This window comes from Methylomonas subterranea, from assembly GCF_024505185.1.
GTDB classification, from domain to species: domain Bacteria; phylum Pseudomonadota; class Gammaproteobacteria; order Methylococcales; family Methylomonadaceae; genus Methylomonas; species Methylomonas subterranea.
Map to the genome: position 1 here is coordinate 229,052 of NZ_JANIBJ010000001.1, position 18,445 is coordinate 247,496.

13 protein-coding genes are annotated in these 18,445 nt (G+C 51.5%); 3 read left to right on the plus strand and 10 right to left on the minus strand.

Annotated elements, in window-relative coordinates; all coding sequences use genetic code 11:
- Positions 1 to 295: 295 nt before the first annotated feature.
- Positions 296 to 1,363, plus strand: a complete 1,068-nt coding sequence (locus NP590_RS01060; protein WP_256600285.1) for a sensor histidine kinase — start codon at positions 296 to 298, stop codon at positions 1,361 to 1,363.
- Positions 1,360 to 4,692 (plus strand): EAL domain-containing protein, encoded by a 3,333-nt coding sequence (locus NP590_RS01065; protein ID WP_256600286.1) that lies wholly within the window; start codon positions 1,360 to 1,362, stop codon positions 4,690 to 4,692. The genes NP590_RS01060 and NP590_RS01065 overlap by 4 nt, the downstream gene beginning before the upstream one ends.
- A gap of 177 nt (positions 4,693 to 4,869) precedes the next feature.
- Here NP590_RS01065 and NP590_RS01070 read toward each other — a convergent pair whose 3' ends face one another.
- The 3 genes from NP590_RS01070 to NP590_RS01080 all read right to left on the minus strand — a co-directional run bounded on the left by NP590_RS01070 (position 4,870) and on the right by NP590_RS01080 (position 11,823).
- Positions 4,870 to 5,403, minus strand: coding sequence for a hypothetical protein (locus NP590_RS01070; protein ID WP_256600287.1), 534 nt, complete (start codon positions 5,401 to 5,403; stop codon positions 4,870 to 4,872).
- Between the two features lie 155 nt (positions 5,404 to 5,558).
- On the minus strand, positions 5,559 to 7,346 hold the full coding sequence (locus NP590_RS01075; protein WP_256600320.1) for a carbohydrate-binding domain-containing protein: 1,788 nt from the start codon (positions 7,344 to 7,346) through the stop codon (positions 5,559 to 5,561).
- Complete coding sequence (locus NP590_RS01080; protein WP_256600288.1) at positions 7,246 to 11,823, minus strand: calcium-binding protein; 4,578 nt, start codon at positions 11,821 to 11,823, stop codon at positions 7,246 to 7,248. Before NP590_RS01080 ends, NP590_RS01075 begins: the two co-directional genes overlap by 101 nt.
- Here NP590_RS01080 and NP590_RS01085 point away from each other — a divergent pair.
- The gene (locus NP590_RS01085; RefSeq protein ID WP_256600289.1) at positions 11,803 to 12,081 is read left to right on the plus strand and encodes a hypothetical protein; all 279 of its coding nucleotides are present in this window, start codon (positions 11,803 to 11,805) and stop codon (positions 12,079 to 12,081) included. The two genes, NP590_RS01080 and NP590_RS01085, sit on opposite strands and share 21 nt — an antisense overlap.
- 281 nt (positions 12,082 to 12,362) lie before the next feature.
- Here the strand turns inward: NP590_RS01085 and NP590_RS01090 are convergent, their stop codons facing one another.
- The 7 genes from NP590_RS01090 to NP590_RS01115 all read right to left on the minus strand — a co-directional run bounded on the left by NP590_RS01090 (position 12,363) and on the right by NP590_RS01115 (position 18,399).
- Positions 12,363 to 13,574: a hypothetical protein gene (locus NP590_RS01090; RefSeq protein WP_256600290.1), complete on the minus strand. Its 1,212-nt coding sequence runs from the start codon at positions 13,572 to 13,574 to the stop codon at positions 12,363 to 12,365.
- Between the two features lie 174 nt (positions 13,575 to 13,748).
- A complete protein-coding gene (locus NP590_RS01095; protein WP_256600291.1) occupies positions 13,749 to 14,258 on the minus strand; it encodes an REP-associated tyrosine transposase in 510 nt (169 codons plus the stop codon).
- Positions 14,259 to 14,368: 110 nt separating this feature from the next.
- On the minus strand, positions 14,369 to 14,977 hold the full coding sequence (locus NP590_RS01100; protein WP_256600292.1) for a hypothetical protein: 609 nt from the start codon (positions 14,975 to 14,977) through the stop codon (positions 14,369 to 14,371).
- A 342-nt stretch (positions 14,978 to 15,319) separates the two neighbouring features.
- On the minus strand, positions 15,320 to 15,529 hold the full coding sequence (locus NP590_RS20535) for a hypothetical protein (protein ID WP_371927207.1): 210 nt from the start codon (positions 15,527 to 15,529) through the stop codon (positions 15,320 to 15,322).
- Positions 15,475 to 15,909 (minus strand): hypothetical protein, encoded by a 435-nt coding sequence (locus NP590_RS01105; protein WP_256600293.1) that lies wholly within the window; start codon positions 15,907 to 15,909, stop codon positions 15,475 to 15,477. The genes NP590_RS20535 and NP590_RS01105 overlap by 55 nt, the downstream gene beginning before the upstream one ends.
- A 163-nt stretch (positions 15,910 to 16,072) precedes the next feature.
- Entirely contained in the window at positions 16,073 to 16,582 is a 510-nt protein-coding gene (locus NP590_RS01110) for an REP-associated tyrosine transposase (protein ID WP_256600294.1), read from the minus strand.
- 914 nt (positions 16,583 to 17,496) lie between these two features.
- Positions 17,497 to 18,399 carry a MerR family transcriptional regulator gene (locus NP590_RS01115; RefSeq protein WP_256600295.1) on the minus strand — a complete coding sequence of 301 codons (903 nt, stop codon included), beginning with the start codon at positions 18,397 to 18,399 and terminating at the stop codon, positions 17,497 to 17,499.
- Between the last annotated feature and the right edge of the window lie 46 nt (positions 18,400 to 18,445).

The window sequence follows — 18,445 nt, forward strand, 5'->3', positions numbered from 1 at the left end:
GTTAAAAAAGCGTATTTGCGATATGCATCACCAAACGCCTGATTTCGCTGAAAATAGCGTTTAAAACTGGGTAGGATTGTATCCGCTAATTCCTCAATTCGTATACAGTCTTTGCCGGTGGCGATATCTTTCGACAACATTCCACCTTCCATCCCTGTTTTTCAGAGTGCCGAAACTGAACGGTCGGCGCATTGCGCTGAACAATTCGTCCATATAGGCCAATAGTGCAGGTTTATTCAGACCAATTTTCTTGTATTGTGGGCGGATTGCTGAAACCCGCCGGGAGCCGGAGCCAATGAACAAAGACCCCTGTGTGGTGTTCAATGCCGACAGCTTACGTTTTTGCTGGGCGAACGGCGCCGCGCTGGAGTGCCTGGGTTACGACCGTGAAGAACTTTTGCGGCTGCCGGTCGGCAGGGTCTTTCCAAGCTTGCCGGATCATCCTTCTTTTCAATGGCTGATAAGCGGCGCGGAGTCGGGCGCGACTATAAAATCCGTGCGACAAGCAAGAGACGCAAGCTGTTTGCCGGTTTCCTTGCTACTGGATCTTTTCACCGATCAAGGGCAGCGCTATGTGCACGCCGGCGTCATTGCCGGGCGGGGGACGCGGACCCGGCGGGACGCGGCAAGCCAACAAAAAAAACTCTTGATCCTGCAACAGCAGGGCAAGCTGGCCGCGATGGGGGAAATGATAGGCAATATCGCCCACCAATGGCGGCAACCCTTGAACGCGTTGGCGGTGATTTTGATGAATCTGGACGATGCCTTGGCCTACGGCGAGGCGGACAAGGATGCCAGCCATGCCGCTGTTGTGCGGTGCCAGGAAATTCTGACGGGTATGTCGCGCACCATAGACGAATTTCGCGGATTTTTTAAAAACGATAAATCCATGGCCGAGTTTGTGCTTGCCGAAAACATCGACAGTTGCGTAAATTTACTCGGCGCGGGCATGCAATATCACCGGATCAAATTGAGCTTTGTCGGCAGGGACTGTCCCGCGCGGGTGATGATGCCGGTCGGCGAGTTTTCGCAGGTGTTATTGAGCCTTATCAACAATGCCAAGGAGCAAATTATGGCCCGGCAGCAGACTGACGGTGAAATCACAATCAGCCTGGAGCGCAGGGATGCCTGGGTCATCATGCATGTCACCGACAATGCCGGCGGCATTGACCAGGAATATCTGCCGAAAATTTTCGATCCTTATTTTACGACCAAACCGCATGCGGCCGGTTTGGGTCTGTATCTCAGCAATCTCTCCATACAGGAAAACATGAAAGGTAAAATCGAAGCCGGTAACCACGCCGGGGGAGCACGGTTTAGCGTCTATTTGCCTCAAGCCGGGGCGGCGGAGCGGGCGGTATGAAAGCCTCCACCACTGAGAGGACGGACACGCAATCCTTGGCCGGCTTGACTATTTTATGCGTGGAGGACGGCAAGGAGGCGCGTAATCTGTTAAGCATCTTTCTACGGCGTAAGGGCGGCAAAATTCTGGAAGCCGAAGACGGCGAACAGGGCTTGGCTTTATATCGCCAATACAAGCCCGACATTATTATTTCTGATTTCAGAATGCCCAAGCTTGACGGCATCAAAATGTGTCAGGCCATCCGGGCCTTGGGGGATGACAGTACACCCATCATCTTTCTGTCGGCGCACTCCGAGGTGGCTTTATTGCAGGAAGCCATCAGTCTGGGCGCCACTCAATACATCGTGAAGCCCATCAGTTTCGAGCAATTGAACAAGGCCCTCGAAGTGGCCACCGAGAAGTTGGATACTCAGCGCGTCATTCACGACCAACTCAATCAGTTAAAGGAAACCGTCAGCGATTACCGCTACCAGCAGCAGCGCATAGAACATTACGTGACCCAGTTGGTTGGGGACAAGCAACCGCAGGAAGCCCGGGTCATCAGTCGCCCGAAAAGCACCATCTCCGGCGATTTTTATTGCATGGAGGCCACGGAAAACGGCTTGTATGTGATGTTGGGCGACGGCATGGGGCATGGTTTGGCGGCCATTTTACCGGCGCTGGATTTACCCAGGCGCTTTAGGGAGCTGGCGGCTCGCGAATTTAGTCTGCCTCGAATTGCCGATGAATTGAACCAAGCTTTGTGCCAGCGCGGCATGGGAGAGCATTTTGTCACCATGACCCTATTGTGCATGGATGCCAAGCAGCATCGTCTGGAAGTGATCAATTGCGGCAACCCGCCGCTGCTGCTGTTTACCGAGGATGGCGGGGAGCCGCGGAAATTTTCCTCCAACCATGTAGCCATGGGTATCGTCAGCGGCGACGAATTCTGCCCGGAACTGCAGGTAGCCCGCTGCGACGAGCCGGCGCGACTATATCTGTATACGGATGGGCTGCCCGAAATACTGGACAGGGGCGCCCCGCAAGTGTCCATGAATCAGTGCATGGACCTGATGGCGGAAGGCCGGAGCGAAACCTTGATAGATGATATCGACGCCTTGCTGCGGCAAGTGGCCAGCGAGCGTCATCAAGACGACGTGACTTTGCTGGAAGTCTTGTTCAATCCCGTCGAACTCGAAAGCGCGCGGCCGGTTGAACGCGTCAACGCCGCCGCAAGCTTGGTGGGTAAGGCGGATGAGCGGGCGGCCATGGATCACGACGGGCTCAAATGGTTGTCGGTGCTGTACGTCGAGGACGATCTCGACGCCTTGGAACATTTGACCCGCTTCCTGCAAAGGCGGCTGGGCGCGGTGCACGCGGCGGCGGATGCCAAGCAGGGTCTGGAATTGTTCAAGCGGCATCGGCCGCAACTGGTGATCACCGATATGGTTTTGCCGGACGGCGACGGCTTGCAATTGATTCAGGAGATTCGCGCCATTGAACCCGGCGTACCGGTGATTTTGATCAGCGGCATGTCCAGTTGGCAATCCCGTCCGCCCGAAGTGGCAAATCTGGTCAATCTGCAGATCAATCAGTTTCTGGTCAAGCCTTTGCAGGGGGATAAGTTATTGCGCGGCATCAATCATTGCGTGCGCCGCAAGGAGTATCTGCAAAAGTTGAAGTTGTCTTCCTCGGTATTCATGACCTCGCCATTGGCCATTACCATTACCGATAAGAACCGCAATTTCGTCAGCGTCAATCCGGCGTTTACCAAAATTACCGGATACACGGACGCCGAAGTATTGGGCTGCAATCCGAAAATCTTGAGTTCGGGCAAGCACGACAGCAAATTCTATCGGCAGATGTGGGAGGAATTGAATCAAAAAGATCGCTGGTCGGGCGAAATCTGGAATCGGCACAAAAACGGCGAGCTGTTTTTGGAGTGGATCAACATCAGCGTGATCAGGGACGAGAACGGCGAAATTTGTAATTACGCCTCGGTATTTGCCGATATCACCCAACGGCTGGTGGCGGAAGAGAAGTTACGGCATATGGCGCATCACGATTGCCTGACCAATCTGCCTAACCGCCTGCTGTTGAACGATCGTCTGAATCAGGCCATTTTGCAGGCCCAGCGCGAAAAAACCGTCCTGGCGGTCATCTATCTGGATATCGATCACTTCAAGAATATAAACGATACCCTGGGGCACGACGTCGGGGACGAGTTGATTCTCAGCGTGGCGCGCGCCTTGCAATCCGTGGTGCGCGAGGTCGATACCGTCAGTCGTCTGGGCGGAGATGAATTTGCCATTTTGCTGCCCGACGTCGGCAGTTCCGAGATGGCGGCGCGCTTGGTTGCCAAGATCTTTATGACGGCCAGTAAGACCTATCAGATTGCCGGTCGCGAATTACGCACCACCCTGAGCATGGGGGTCAGCATGTTTCCCAAGGACGGCGAAAACCCAGCCACGTTGCTCAAACACGCCGACAGCGCCATGTATCTGGCGAAAAAAGAAGGCCGCAATAATTTTCAGTTTTTCGATGAATCGCTGGAAAACCAGACCGAACGCTACATGTTGATACAACACGGCTTGCACAACGCTCTCAAACGCGGCGAACTGGCTATTCATTATCAGCCCAAATACGCTCTGGACCAAGGCAACATTGTCGGCGCGGAAGCCCTGTTGCGCTGGTTCAGTCCGGAATTGGGCACGGTTTCGCCGGCCGAGTTTATTCCGATTGCCGAGGAAACCGGCTTTATTGTGGATATCGGCTGCTGGCTGATCGAGCGGGTTTGCCAAACCATGAACCATTGGCGGAAACAAGGCGCCGTGCTGGCGCCGGTTGCCATCAACATATCGCCCATCCAGTTTCATCGCGGCAATCTGTATAAAACCCTGTCGCGGGCCATAGCGGATCATGCGATCGACCCGGCCCTGATTCAGATCGAGCTGACGGAAGGGGTGGTGATGAACAGGCAACAAAGCACCATAGAACTGCTGCATTCCATAAAAAGCCTTGGAGTGGCGATATCGATCGACGATTTCGGTACCGGTTATTCCAGTTTGAGTTATTTGCGGCATCTTCCCATCGACGAAATCAAGATAGACCGTTCCTTCATCATGGAAATCACCGACGCGGGCAGTTTAACCGATACCCGCTTGACCGCCATTCCGCTGGCGGTGATCGATTTGGCGAAAAACTTGAATATCAAGCTGGTTGCCGAAGGGGTGGAAACCGAGGTGCAAAGTAATTTCTTGCGGGAAAATGGTTGTTTCATCATTCAGGGCTATTGGTTCAGCAAACCCGTGGATGAAGCAGCCATGCTGGGGTTTTGGCGGCGGGCCTGAGTCGCTTCGCCCAGGGCCCGTCCGCCGCGGTTAGGAACGCGCGCGAAATCACTTTAACAAGGCATTCCCTCTGCCTTCGGAGACTGTCGTAAAAGTTCCCTCTCCTTGCGGGAGAGGGCTGGGGTGAGGGATATAAATAGGGAAGATATTGGGAACGGAATCGATAAGGCCCGGGCTTCAACGTTTGTTTCTTTCCACCGCCAGCGCATCGTGGCGTAAATCCACGTAATTGCTGCCTACCCATTTCCAGAACATGGCGGCGGCATCCGGATCGGTGCCGAGCAATTTCAAGGCGACGGCGCCGTTACTGCTGATATCGGTGATTTCCGCTTCTATATCCACGCTATCCTTGTTTTGAACGATGCGTTTGTCGGTGTCGAAACGCAGGGTAATGGTTTCGCCCAGCCGAAACACTTTGGCGGTTTTCAAACCGCCGAAAAATTGCAGCCGATACTCCGGCACGGATTGAAACGGCAAGACGTATTCGGCATGCCAGCGGAAAGGCGGGCAGTTGATGGGGCCGCTTTTTTTCGGAAAATGCACGGTGTAACCGTCGTCAACCTGGGCTTTAACCGTACCCTTGGTATAGATTTGATGGCAGTTGGTCAGCACCGTATCGCCGGGTTCGAATTGATACTTGCCCGCCGCCTGACTGCAAAAGCTGGACAAGGCAGCGATGCAAAACAACAAAAAAATCACCGACCGTCTCATGGTACACCTCCTTTTTAATAATTATGCCATGGAGTCTGGATCGGCCCGGGGTGAATGTCAAGAAGGCCCATGGTCTGTTCCGGCCCGCGGCTAATAAATGCGTATATTCAAACCGTGCTTCCGTGTGAAGCCCATGAGTTCCGCCGGCGGCATGCTCAAAGCCAATAGGTCGCCAACACCGGCGCCAACGCGGCTTGGTAATCCAGCGGCAGACTGGTCTGGTCGGTCGGCGGCGCAAAGGCAGCCATGGCATTGACCAGATTTTCCACTTCGTTGTCCAGCAGGGTCAGCCCGTCCGCGGTCTTGAATTGTTCGACATGATGGGCCGAGCCGGCGTACCAATCCCGCACAATCAACTTATCGCCGGAACCGATGATGCTGGCTTCCAAATCGTTGTCGGTACGACGGAACCAAATCTGTTCCGCCGTAATATCCGACAAAAATTGCGCGGTGTCGATGTTGCCGACGGTAAGATCGTCTTCTACCACGGTGTCGGTGCCGTAGCCGCGACCCATAATGTAGGTGTCGTTGCCCGCGCCGCCGGTCAAGATGTCGGTGCCGGCGCCGCCGTCCAGCCAGTCGTTGCTTTGCAGATCGAATCGCAAGGCGCCATTCCACGCCATTGCCGCGCGGCCGGTAACCAGATTAAGGCCATCCCTGGCCGCCGAGCCCGTGCCGAGGTCGTATTGCACGTCGGGCGAGGCGGAAACATGGTTTATGCCGTTGAGCGCAATGTGATTGACATACAGGTTGCGATCCTGCGCCGGCGAGCCGGCAATATAGGCATCGTTGAGAAAGACTACATCGACTTGGCGCACGCCGTCGCCCAACAAGGCCGGATCGACACTGTAACCGGCGTAAACAGCGGTATTGGCAACGTCAAACGAGGTTTTGAAGTTGCCGTTCACATAAACCGCCATCCGCGCGGCAACGCCGTCGTTCAGTAAAGAGGCTTTGGCGTTGATAATCAACAGATCGGACGATAGCGGAGACCCTGGACTTTCGGTTAGCCAGTCGCCATAAAGTCTATCGTTGCCGTCGCCGCCGAATAAACGATCGTTGCCCCGGCCGCCCTGTAATGTGTCATTGCCCAAATTGCCGTACAGGCCATTGTCCGCTTCATTGCCGGTCAGCCGATTGTCGAGGCCGTTGCCGAAGCCGTCGATGGCGGCGGTGCCGGTTAGGGTCAGATACTCCAGATGATTGCCCAAGGTATGCCGAATAGAGGCGAACACGCTGTCGATGCCGGCATTGGCGTTTTCCACCGGTACGTCGCCATAGTGATCGACGATATAGACATCGTCGCCTTGACCGCCTTCCAGGCGGTCGGCGCCCAAGCCGCCGTCCAGGCGGTTGCTCGCCGCGTTGCCCAACAAGGTATTGTCGAGACTGTTACCGGTGGCGTCGATGGCGGCGGTGCCGATCAGGATCAGGTTTTCGACATGGGCGGCGGCGCTTAAATCGTAAGAGATCAGACTACGGACGGTATCGAAACCGCCGTCGGCGATTTCATTGACCGTATCGGCGCTATGGTCGACCACGTACACATCGTCGCCCAAGCCGCCGTTCATGCTGTCCGCGCCGGCCCCGCCATCCAGCCAGTCGTTGCCGTCCAGGCTGAAGCGCAATGCACCGCCCCAGGACATGAGCTCGCGGCCGCCTAGCATGTTTTTGCCGTCCCGCGCCGCGCCGCCGTTACCGATATCGTATTGCACGCCGGTGGAAACGGAAGCCAGGCTTTGGCCGTTGACCTTAATACCGGCGACGTACAGATTGCGATCCTGAGCCGGGGTGCCGGCAATAAATGCATCGTTGGCGAATACCACATCGACCCGCCGCGCGTTAGCGCCCAGCAAGGCCGGATCGACACTGTAGGCGGCGTAAGCGCCGGTGTTGGCGACGGCGAACGTGGCTTTGAATACGCCGTCCACATAGATATCCATTTGCGCCGGAACGCCGTCGTTCAGCAGCGAGGCTTTGGCGTTGATGGTCAATTGATTGAGCGTGCCATTCGGCCGCATCGGGTTTATTGCCGTACAGGACGTCGTCGCCGTTGCCGCCATGGAGATAATCGTTACCCGCATAACCTTGCAGTGTGTTGTTGGCGTCGTTACCGGTCAGAATATTGTCTTGGGCGTTGCCAATGGCCTCAAGCGCCGTGGCGCCGCGTAATGTCAGATTTTCAAGATTGACCCCCAAGGTATGGTTAACGAAGCTTTCCACGCTGTCGATACCCTGAGCGTACAATTCCACAATCACATCGCCCAGGCTATCCACGATATAAGTATCGTTCCCCGTGCCGCCGCTCAGGTTGTCATTGCCGTTGCCGCCGTCCAGATAGTCGTTGCCGGCGCCGCCGCTTAGATTGTCATTCCCCGCCAATCCCATCAACACATTGTCGCCGCCGTTGCCGGTGATGCTATTGTCGACGGCATTCCCCCGGCCATTGATGGCCGTATCACCCAGTAATACCAAGCGGTTGGCCACACTATCCGGGATGTAAGAATTGTCGCTGGTGTAGCGCGATGGCTCTTGTAGTGCGTAGTCAATATAGCTGCGTACCTCGTAAGGCGCGCCGATGACGGTATCGCCAATGTTATCGATATAGACGATCGGTCTATCCCAACCCTTGACGATATAGGTGTCCGCGCCACCTCGGCCGTCCAGAATGTCGCCTGTCACGCCAATGCCCCCACTGGTCAAGACATTGTTCAGGCTATTGCCGATCGCGGAGACGTTGTAAATAGAGTGCGACCCTGTGCCGTCATATAAGCTGATATTTTCCACGTGATCGGGTAAAACGCCGCCGTCTCTGACCACCCAGGTATCGATCCCCTGGTCTGCATATTCAACGATATGTTCGATGTTTTTATAAACATCGTTCCCCAAACCGCCGTAGCCGGTATCGTTGCCCGCCTTGCCGTCCAGCACATTATTGCCGGCATTGCCGATCAGGACATTATCCAGTGAATTACCGGTCGCATTGATATTCAGCGGCCCGGTCAGCGTAATGTTTTCGACGTTTGCCGGCAACACGTAACTACGGGAGGCGAGCACTGTGTCGACGCCACCACCGGCCGCTTCGGTTATGGTGTCGCCGGCATAATCGACGACAAAGGTATCGTCACCCTGCGTCCCCGTCATCGCGTTGAAACTGCCGAACTCGGTATGGGCAAGAATATCGTCGGCCAACCAGACCGAACCATTGCCGTTATCGAATTCGATACGCTCGATGCCGTCAAAGTAAATCTGGGTGCTGCTGCCGTCAATTACCAAAGTCTGCTCGTAAATCGCCACGTGCTCGGGAAGTACGCCGGCTTTAAGCCGCAAGGTGTCGATGCGGCCGTCTTCGCGGCTATCCGACAGATAATCGCTGCCGTCGCCGCGTCCGAACAAATAAACATCGGCGCCGTTGCCGCCAAACAGTCTGTCGTCACCCGCGCCGCCATCCAATACATCATTGCCGGCTTCGTTATTGACGGCAGTTGAATCGTTAAGCCAAACCCCATAACCCAGTAAGCGGTCGTTGCCGTCGCCCCCTTCCAAAATGTCGTTACCGAGTCCGCCTTGCAAATCATCATCGCCGGCTCCGCCTTTTAACCAATCGTTGCCGGCCTTGCCGTTGATCGAGTCGTTTCCACCCAGCCCGTCGATCACGTCGTCGCCGGCAAATCCGCTCAACTCCGTGTCGTTTCCTTCCGTCGGCTTTAGGATCAAGGCCTGAATGTCGCCGTACTCCCACAGTGTACCGTCGGCGAATTCGATGTAATCGACGCGATTGTTTGCACTGGTGCCCACAAAGTAATTCTTCACACTGACATAGTCGCCGGTCAAAAAACCGTTTACGTCGCTGAGTTCGAGACGCAGACTATCCTCGTCGCTAGCCCAATATCGGGTGAGTTTGATGTTATCCGTCGATATGCCTTCCTTGAAACGTAGCGTATCCAGGGCGCCGCCAGTCTCTATTATCGTGTCCTGGCCGTCGCCGACGGCGAATTCATAAATGTCGTTACCCAGTCCGCCTTGCAGGGTGTCATTGCCCTTGTGACCAGCCAATGTGTCGTTGCCGGTACCACCGAAAAGCTGATCCGCCGCCGCGCCGCCATATAGTTTGCCGCCGCTGTTATCCAATTGCAGGTTCAAGGCGGTACTCAGTCGAGTGCCTACCAAGGTATCCAAATCCATTGCGTTGCCGTCGGCAAATACCAGCGTGGCGTCGGTGCCGTAAAAGGCATCTTCGAGTCTGAGGGTTTCACCGTTGTCCAGGGCAATGTCCAGACACCGGTATTGGTTTTGCGGTCCGTAATTGGCGATCGACAGACCCGCCGCGCCCAAGCCGGTGGCGGTAGCCAATCGAATGGTGTTGTGGCCTTCGGTGTCATTGATGGTGTCTTCGCCGTCGACATTAAGATAGATATCGTCGCCGGCTCCGCCGGCCAAATAGTCCGCGCCCGCGCCGCCGTCCAACAGGTCGTTACCGCCGTCGCCGTCACCGCCATAAATGATATCGGCGCCGCCTTCGCCCCACACGGTGTCGTTGCCGCCCATGGCATCGATAATGTCGTCTCCGTGATAATAGGCGGTGTAACCGGCGCGCAGTTCGTCGCCTTCGATGGTGTCGTCGGTATCGCCGCCGATAATGGTATCGGCACCACCACCGCCTCGGGCGAATTGATGACTTTGGCCGCTGCCCAAATCCAGGTAGTCGTTGCCGTGCAGCTCCGGTGCAGCGTTCAGATCGCCTTCCAGAGCATCGTCGCCGTCGCCGCCGTACAAAATATCGTCGCCGGCGCCGCCGTCCAAAAAGTCCATGCCGGCTTCGCCGAAAATCACGTCCTTGCCGCGGCCACCCAGCACGTAATCGCCGCCGTCGCCACCGTAGACAATGTCGTTGCCGCCGGTGCCGGTATCGAGCAGACCAGTTACAGGACTAAAGCCAATACCTACGCCCCAGGTGGGTGTATTATCGTCGGCGGCCGCATAGGTTTGATGACTGTTTTTCCAGGTCCAATCGGTATCGGCGGTCATATAGCTGGCATCAGCTAAAATAATGTCGTGACCGGCGCCCCCCATGATAATGTCGTTACCTTCGCCGCCCATCAAGGCATCGGAGCGGCCGCTGCCGATCAAAATATCGTCGCCCGCGCCGCCGTTCAGGAAGTCGCCGACTTGGTCTTCGGGAACGGTTCCGGACAAGGCTTCGACATTATCCCGATCGGCATACAGTCTGTCGCTGTTGTCGCCCCCCGACAACACGTCGCGCCCGGCGCCGCCATCCAGTACATCGATGCCGTATCCGCCGAACAGTTTATCGTCGCCCCCGCCGCCCAGTAATGTGTTTTCGCCGCCGCGGGTAGCGATCAAAACGTCATCGCCGCCAAAGCCTTCCAGTTTGTCGTTACCGGTACTGTCGTACAGCGTATCTTCGCGGTCGGGGTCGGGCAAGTTGACATCGACGAAAATGTTGCCCAGCGCATCGTAGCCAAGCTGGATGCCGTCTGCGTTCGGGTCTTGATCCAGGGGCTGAAAGTCGCCGCTTACGGTAAGTTCGATGGTGGGTTCGGCCTGGGTAGCGCTACCAAGCGTGACGCCCAATTCGCCGGCATGCCAATTTTTTACGATCAAGGTGTTATCGGTGGCGGCAATCAGCAAATCCTGCGTACCGTCGGCCTGAGTCACTAGGTTGTAGCCGATGTGGCGCTGACGGTCTTGCCAAGTGTTGCCGGCTTGTACCCATTGATCGGCCGCAACGCCGGTCTGACCCATGATTTGAATGCCGTCCAGGGTGATTTTGCCCAGGCCGTCGGTGTCTAAAATGGTGTCCATACCGTCGCCTGCTGCAAACACGTATTCGTCATTACCCGCGCCGCCTTCCAGGTAGTCGTTGCCTTTACCGCCAGTGAGGGTGTCATTGTCGTCGCCACCCAATAGTTTGTCCGAATCGCCACCGCCGGTTATGGTGTCGTTACCGGTACCGCCGACTAATAAAAATTTATTGAACACATTTGCCAAGCCAGGGCCTTTCTCGTCACTTGGATCAAGGCTATCGTCATCTAACGTGCCGAAAATCACCCGACGTCCATCCTTGGTATAGCTCAAATCCGGGTCATTTAATAGATTTAAAAAATAGGCCAGTCCTTCAGGACCCGCTAATGAAGTAATTCCGTCTATAGCCATAGCTTTCTGAACTAAACCTTTACCCCCATCCGCAACTATCCACTCTTCGGATTGATGCCCATCGAAATCGGCCTGTCCATAACTGGCGTAAGTTTTACCGGGACCGTCCCAGATGATAGGCAATTCTTCTCGGGCCAAGCCATAAGGATCCAAAAGCGGGCCTAACACAAAATCACTGACGTATTGAGACATACCGGTATCGGAATTAAAGTCGAAACCCTCTTGAACGGCATTGATCGTCATCCCTTTGATTGTCCTTTCGCCATTGACCACTTCGAACGTTGCGTGGCTAAAATCAATGTTGAAATGTCCACCACCAAAGATGTAGGCGCGCTCGGCGTAATCATTGCTCGACATGTAATCGGTGCCGTATTGAAGGATGGAGATATCAAGGTCATCTTTGGAAAAACCCAAATTTTCTGGGCCGTTAGCCCCACTAACTATATTTTCTATATATCCACCATTGATGCCACCAACAAAATTGTAAACACCATCCGCTAAGGTAAGTCTTGTATCAAAAAATTTCTCAACAGCCTTGAATAAGGACGGATAGGCATAGCGTCCGCCGCCGATTTCCATATAGATTTGCATATCCATAGGATAATCGGCAAGTTTCGCACCGATTGGCCGAATTAAATCGTTGTAATCGACAGACGATAGATCGTCGGTGCCGAAAATAGCCAGTTTGGTGAGTTTGATGGGATCGTAAACAGTTGACATGGACTAGTTCCTTCTCTAATTGGTTAATTGAAAGTTACGAAAAAAGGATTACGAGTTTTTAATTACTCGACTTTAAGTTCAATGGGTTTATCGGGATCGAGTGTTGCAAAACAATTTGTCTTAGACGATGAATTAACTAAAAAATAGTTGGTACCATTTTTAGTTTGCTGATTATCGATAGTTATAACTATTTCGTTAATTTCTGTGAATAATGATGAGGTACTAATACGGGTAATTTTTGAAGGTGGAGTAACATGGATAATTGATCGCCATTCATTATCTATTTCAATAGCAAGGTCTTGATAACCGGCTAAAAGCAACCATCTTTTCTCAGGCAACTCGTATACTCCAAAACCTGCTGATAAATTATTTGGTAACATTATTTCTTTGGAACTGGCTTTCAGCTCCACTAGAAATGGTTTATTGCCATTAGCATTACTTAGAAATACTCGCTTGCTTATTGGCGCTATATGCACACTCCAGCCGCGATATTTAACCTCCTTATCCAAATACCCCTCCAACAACCGCGTAGCCTTGACGCCATCGTAAAAAACAGCTTTGTTGTATGCTTCCAGTTCATCCCCCTGAACGCCTCGCCCCCTAAATAATACGCCGTTGAGTTGCGGAAGCTCGGTGTCTAGTTCGGTATCGTACAATTCTTCCGGTAACGGTTTGGCTTGTCCGTTGACCCATTCTGTGGCCACCGGATCGGCCGTCCCAAACAATGTGGTGCGATGGCCGGTAATGAACAGGCGATTCAAGACCCAGCTATATTGGCCGTGGGACCGGTAATCTGGCGCGAAAAAAAACTTCTCAATTTTGGAATAGGGCTTAGGTGTTAAATCGATGGCTTCCAAAGCCCCGAAGCGGATGGGCGATTGCTTTAAATCAAGCCGCACCAGATAGTCCATTTTGCTGCCCTTGATCCACAATAAATCCTCCGCCACGAGTTGTAAATGTTCAATGCTACCGCCGTCTCTTTGCCGAGCAATGACTTTGCCCAGTGTTTGGTTGGCTGCGTCGTAAAGCGTGACATCACTCCGCTCACTTCGAAGCCGATAGAGATCGTTTTTGACGGTAAATTCAATTTCAATCGTTTCAGGCGGTTGCTGAGGCGAATTAACCGGATGTTCAAACTTAACAGGTGGTGGTTTTTGACCTTGTTTGGTAATGCAATAATCTGCCAATGGATTGGCGTGAGATAGAGTCGACGTGACTAGCAAGGCCGAAAAACTCAATAACCAACGAGCACTGCGCCGTATTTCCGATGCCATTCAAATCTCCACTAATTCCTGCCTAACCCGTTAAGGTGCGCTGATAACCCGATAAGGTGCGCTGATAGGATGCTGCCGACGTTAACGCGATAAGGTGCGCTAAATTGTGGTAGCTGATAGGATGTGCCGACGTTAGGAGGCGCATCGGTCGAGTCATTCAATACTATCAATCTATTATTTTTCATCATTTCCCCAACGTGGTTCATAAATACCTTGTTCTACATAACGGCGAAAGCTTGAATAAGGCCAATCGATTACATTTTTAACATGACCGTGTTTTACCGGATTCCAATGAATATAATCAACGTGCTTGTTGTAATCGTTTTGGTCTTCGATCAAATGCGCCCATAATCGGCGCTGCCAGATTCCACGCTCGCGGCGTTTTTGACGGCTTTTCGAAATTCTTTCTCCATGGTCAATTGACCTGGAAAATCGTCCTTTCAACATATTCCATCTTACGGAGAAATTTCCGTCGTCGGGTGGCAATGTCCAAATACAATGCAAATGATCCGGTAATATAACGATGGCATCAATATGAAAAGGTTTGCGTTGTTTTACATATCGAAAGGCATTTCGTAATTCATCAATCTTGTCAATCAACAGATGATTGTTTTTGCGCTCGGCAAGATTGACGGTGAAAAACCACATGGCTTTCGGTATATAAAATCGACGATATTCTGTCATGGTGTTATTGGGACTCGACAGATGCGCCTCCTAACGTCGGCACATCCTATTTAGCGCACCTTATCGCGTTAGCTTCTGCTAAAGATGCCATATCTGAAGTAAATTTAATATTATTTGTCATTTAGCTCCCCTTTAACCAGATTAATAAGATTGTTTAACTCTTGAGCGTATTCAGATTGCTTTACATTTTTACAATCATCTCTATATGGCGCTAACCAAATTTTATATGGAGAAGCTATTTGAAAATTTATAACCTCAAAAACGACTTCACCTGTTTTAAAATCTACAGTCCTTATATGAAGAGAATTTATGGTTTCTGTAAAATCAATGTTTCTTTTGAGCGAAAACTCAGTGTACAAATATTTTCCATAACTTTCTCTGTATTGAGTATCATCATAATCATTTCTTATATATTCAGTTTTACAGCAACTTTGTTTGCTCCAATCTAGCCCCACTACCTCAGGATGCTCCTTTACCCACTGTTTCGGCGTTTTAAAAACCCAAAATCCGCCTTCGGTTTCGCAAAGATGATTATGAATCAATATCACTGGAATCCAGTCCCAAAACACCAGGTTATACATAATTAATGCCGCTATTAACCCACCTGCCCAACCGTGTTTATATTTCCGTTTTGCGAAAAAATAGCTTTTCCTAATAATCCAAAACGATAGTGGGAAATAGATAAAAATGAAAAATATAAAATAAAGTAAAGCGATCATAAACGGAGCACCCAATTGGACATAAAGGCATTGCGCCGTATTTCTATTTCTTGCACATTATGCAAACTCATATAAATCTCCATCAACTCCTGAACAAATTTAGAATAACTGGAGTCAGAGTAAAATTAAACTTGAAACTCGTCATTAATGGTATAGCGGTGAACCCATTTCGACTGAATCCCAATCTTGCCGGCCATCGGTTCTTTATCTTCGCATCGCATGGAAGTGTAGAGGACACACCGCGTTGGAGGTTGCTTTGCGGCATACGGTCATCCCTGTCGATGGTCGGTTATATGCGGGATTGAATCGAGAAACCACTCGAATAGGTTCTAGTTCTATAGATCAGTTGACACGGCGTGAGATTCTGCCTTGCAGTTTTTGCTGCGTCCACAATTTTTTTAAATTTATACTGCTTTTTGCCATGTTATGTCGCCACTTTCGGTATTGTCCAAAAATGTCGTCTCCGTCGCCGCTGGTTTGCGGGGTTATCGCCAACGTCAACAGGGTGTCGGCAGTGACAGTTTGGCCGTCGGCGAATACGAAGCTTTCCACCCGGTTGGCCGGATCGTTGTACCAACGCGATAAGGTGCGCTAAATTGTGGTAGCTGATAGGATGTGCCGACGTTAACTCGATAACATGCGCCGACACTAGACGGCGCATCGACCGAGTAACGCCATTTAATCAATTTCCGCTCTACCATTATTTCGCCCTCGCAATATTCAAAACATTTATCGTTATTAAATTCAAACAAACTCATCGCCCGCAACGCCTTTCTCCGTGCATATTCGACTTTCATCAATCGATTTTTGCGTGATTTCACGCGGGCACCAAGGCATTTGATGCATTTTGCCAATATCCGGCAAGCGCTGGATGACCGGTTAAGCCGCCATTCGGCGGTATTCGCCTTGGGTTTTTTTGCTATGGTCAGCAATTGCCATGCCTTTTCGTTTTAGCCTGCCGCCACCATTCAACAAATCGTCGCCGGCACCGACCAACAAGATGAAACGCGATAAGGTGCGCTAAATTGTGGTAGCTGATAGGATGTGCCGACGTTAGGAGGCGCATCGGTCGAGTCATTCAATACTATCAATCTATTATTTTTCATCATTTCCCCAACGTGGTTCATAAATACCTTGTTCTACATAACGGCGAAAGCTTGAATAAGGCCAATCGATTACATTTTTAACATGACCGTGTTTTACCGGATTCCAATGAATATAATCAACTTGCTTGTTGTAATCGTTTTGGTCCTCGATCAAATGCGCCCATAATCGGCGCTGCCAGATTCCACGCTCGCGGCGTTTTTGACGGCTTTTCGAAATTCTTTCTCCATGGTCAATTGACCTGGAAAATCGTCCTTTCAACATATTCCATCTTACGGAGAAATTTCCGTCGTCGGGTGGCAATGTCCAAATACAATGCAAATGATCCGGTAATATAACGATGGCATCAATATGAAAAGGTTTGCGTTGTTTTACATATCGAAAGGCATTTCGTAATTCATCAATCTTGTCAATCAACAGATGATTGTTTTTGCGCTCGGCAAGATTGACGGTGAAAAACCACATGGCTTTCGGTATATAAAATCGACGATATTCTGTCATGGTGTTATTGGGACTCGACAGATGCGCCTCCTAACGTCGGCACATCCTATTTAGCGCACCTTATCGCGTTATATTCGGTCATGGATTTTGGTTACGCGATTGATGCGCCTCCTTGCGTCGGCACATCCTATTTGGCGCATCGTATCGTGGCTATTTTTTCCGCTTTGCGTTCAACGTCCGTATTAAGTTTTGTTTGCCAGCCGGAGATTGTTTGCGGGATTCGATCATCCCTGCTATTGCCGGTTACGCGTGGATTTGAGTCGAGAAGTCAGGTAATTTGTCTCTAACTCCAGTTATACGGTGACATGGGTCGTGATTTTGCCGTTGAACTTTCCCGGTGTCTACAATTTTGTGAAGTGCTTCCAGTTTTTCCGCTATTTTATTCTTTCGAGGCGGGGATAACTTTGCCGATAACGAGGTGATTAATTATTGAGCGCTTTTGCGTATTCGGTTGCTTTACCCTTCGGTAATACCGCTTCTATCATCCGCACCGCATAATCCAGCGCAAGTGGCTCTGGAATGAAATGTGACAAAGTAGAACTACTGACTTATAAAATTATTTACTGTCGACCCGATTTTCAGCCCGTAAATAACTGGGGGCGGAGTAACCTTAAATTTACTTTACTCTGACCCCAGTTATTATTTTCAGTTATTTCACTCCAGTTATTTCATGTCCTTAAACTGTTTTATTTGTAAGCCGAATGCTTGTGGCATCCGCTCATCCCTGTTGATCGTCGGTTACGCGCGGTTTTAGGCAAGGAGCCCAAATAGGCTCTAGTACTATAAATGAGGTGAAATCGGGCGTGATTCTGTATTGCAATTTTTCCACTGTCCAAATTTTTGTGACCTTCATGTGGGGTAAGTCCCCCTTTATCCTCCTTTTTCATAGGGGGAAGCAATTCGGCACGAGGTTCTCATCTCAAAAATTGCCTTTGCCGGGCCTTGGTATGGAATTGGTCGATATCGCTAATCAATTCGCAGCCGGGTGGCGGCGACTTATGCAGACCGAGCCAATGTTGGGCGCCGGCACCGGCCAGCCAGATCGCGGTGGCGCTGGTTTCGGCAAAATGAAGCAATTGATCGACTTGTACAAGGGTCTGCAGTTCCGGCGGGTTTTTTACCATGCCCATCACGATCACCGTGGGTTTTAAATGCCGGCTGGCATCTATGATGTCCTTGCTCGGTAGGTCCGGCCCAACGTAGTAGCAGGTATATTGCTGCGCCGCCGCCACCAGACAGCCTAATAAAATGCCGAATTCATGCGGTTCGCCGCTGGGTGTGGCAAACAGCATGCTCGGGTTTTGTCTGGACGGTTGATGCAGATTGTTCACCATGGTCAGCACGATACGTTTTACGCAATTGGAAAACATGTGTTCCTGGGCGATGTTGATCTTTTCTTCGTGCCATAACTGTCCGATTAGATGCAGCGCCGGCAGCAAGATATCCCTGGCGTATTCCAGGGGTTCGTAAGCCAGTTGGGCGCGCTTAAGCAGTTGTTCGCAGCGCTCGATGCGGTAATGTCGCAGCGCTTCGATGAGCTGATTGAACAAATTCGTCTGCTGTTGGTCGTTTTGTTCGGGCGATTGATTCTGAAAATGGCGCAATTGCTCACAGGTCAGATTGGCGATTTTGCTGATGGCGTGACCGCTTCGGGTCAGGTCGACCAGCAGCTTCAGCTTTTCCAGATCGGCTTGGGAGTAGGATCTGCGGCCATTTTCGTTGCGATTGGGTTCGATGCAGGCGTAGCGGCGTTCCCAGGCGCGCAAGGTTTCAGCAGTCAGGCCGGTTATTGAGGTGATTGCTTTGATTGAATACATTTGTTTATGTTTTGTACAAAAATAAGTTTGACAAAAATTCTACAGC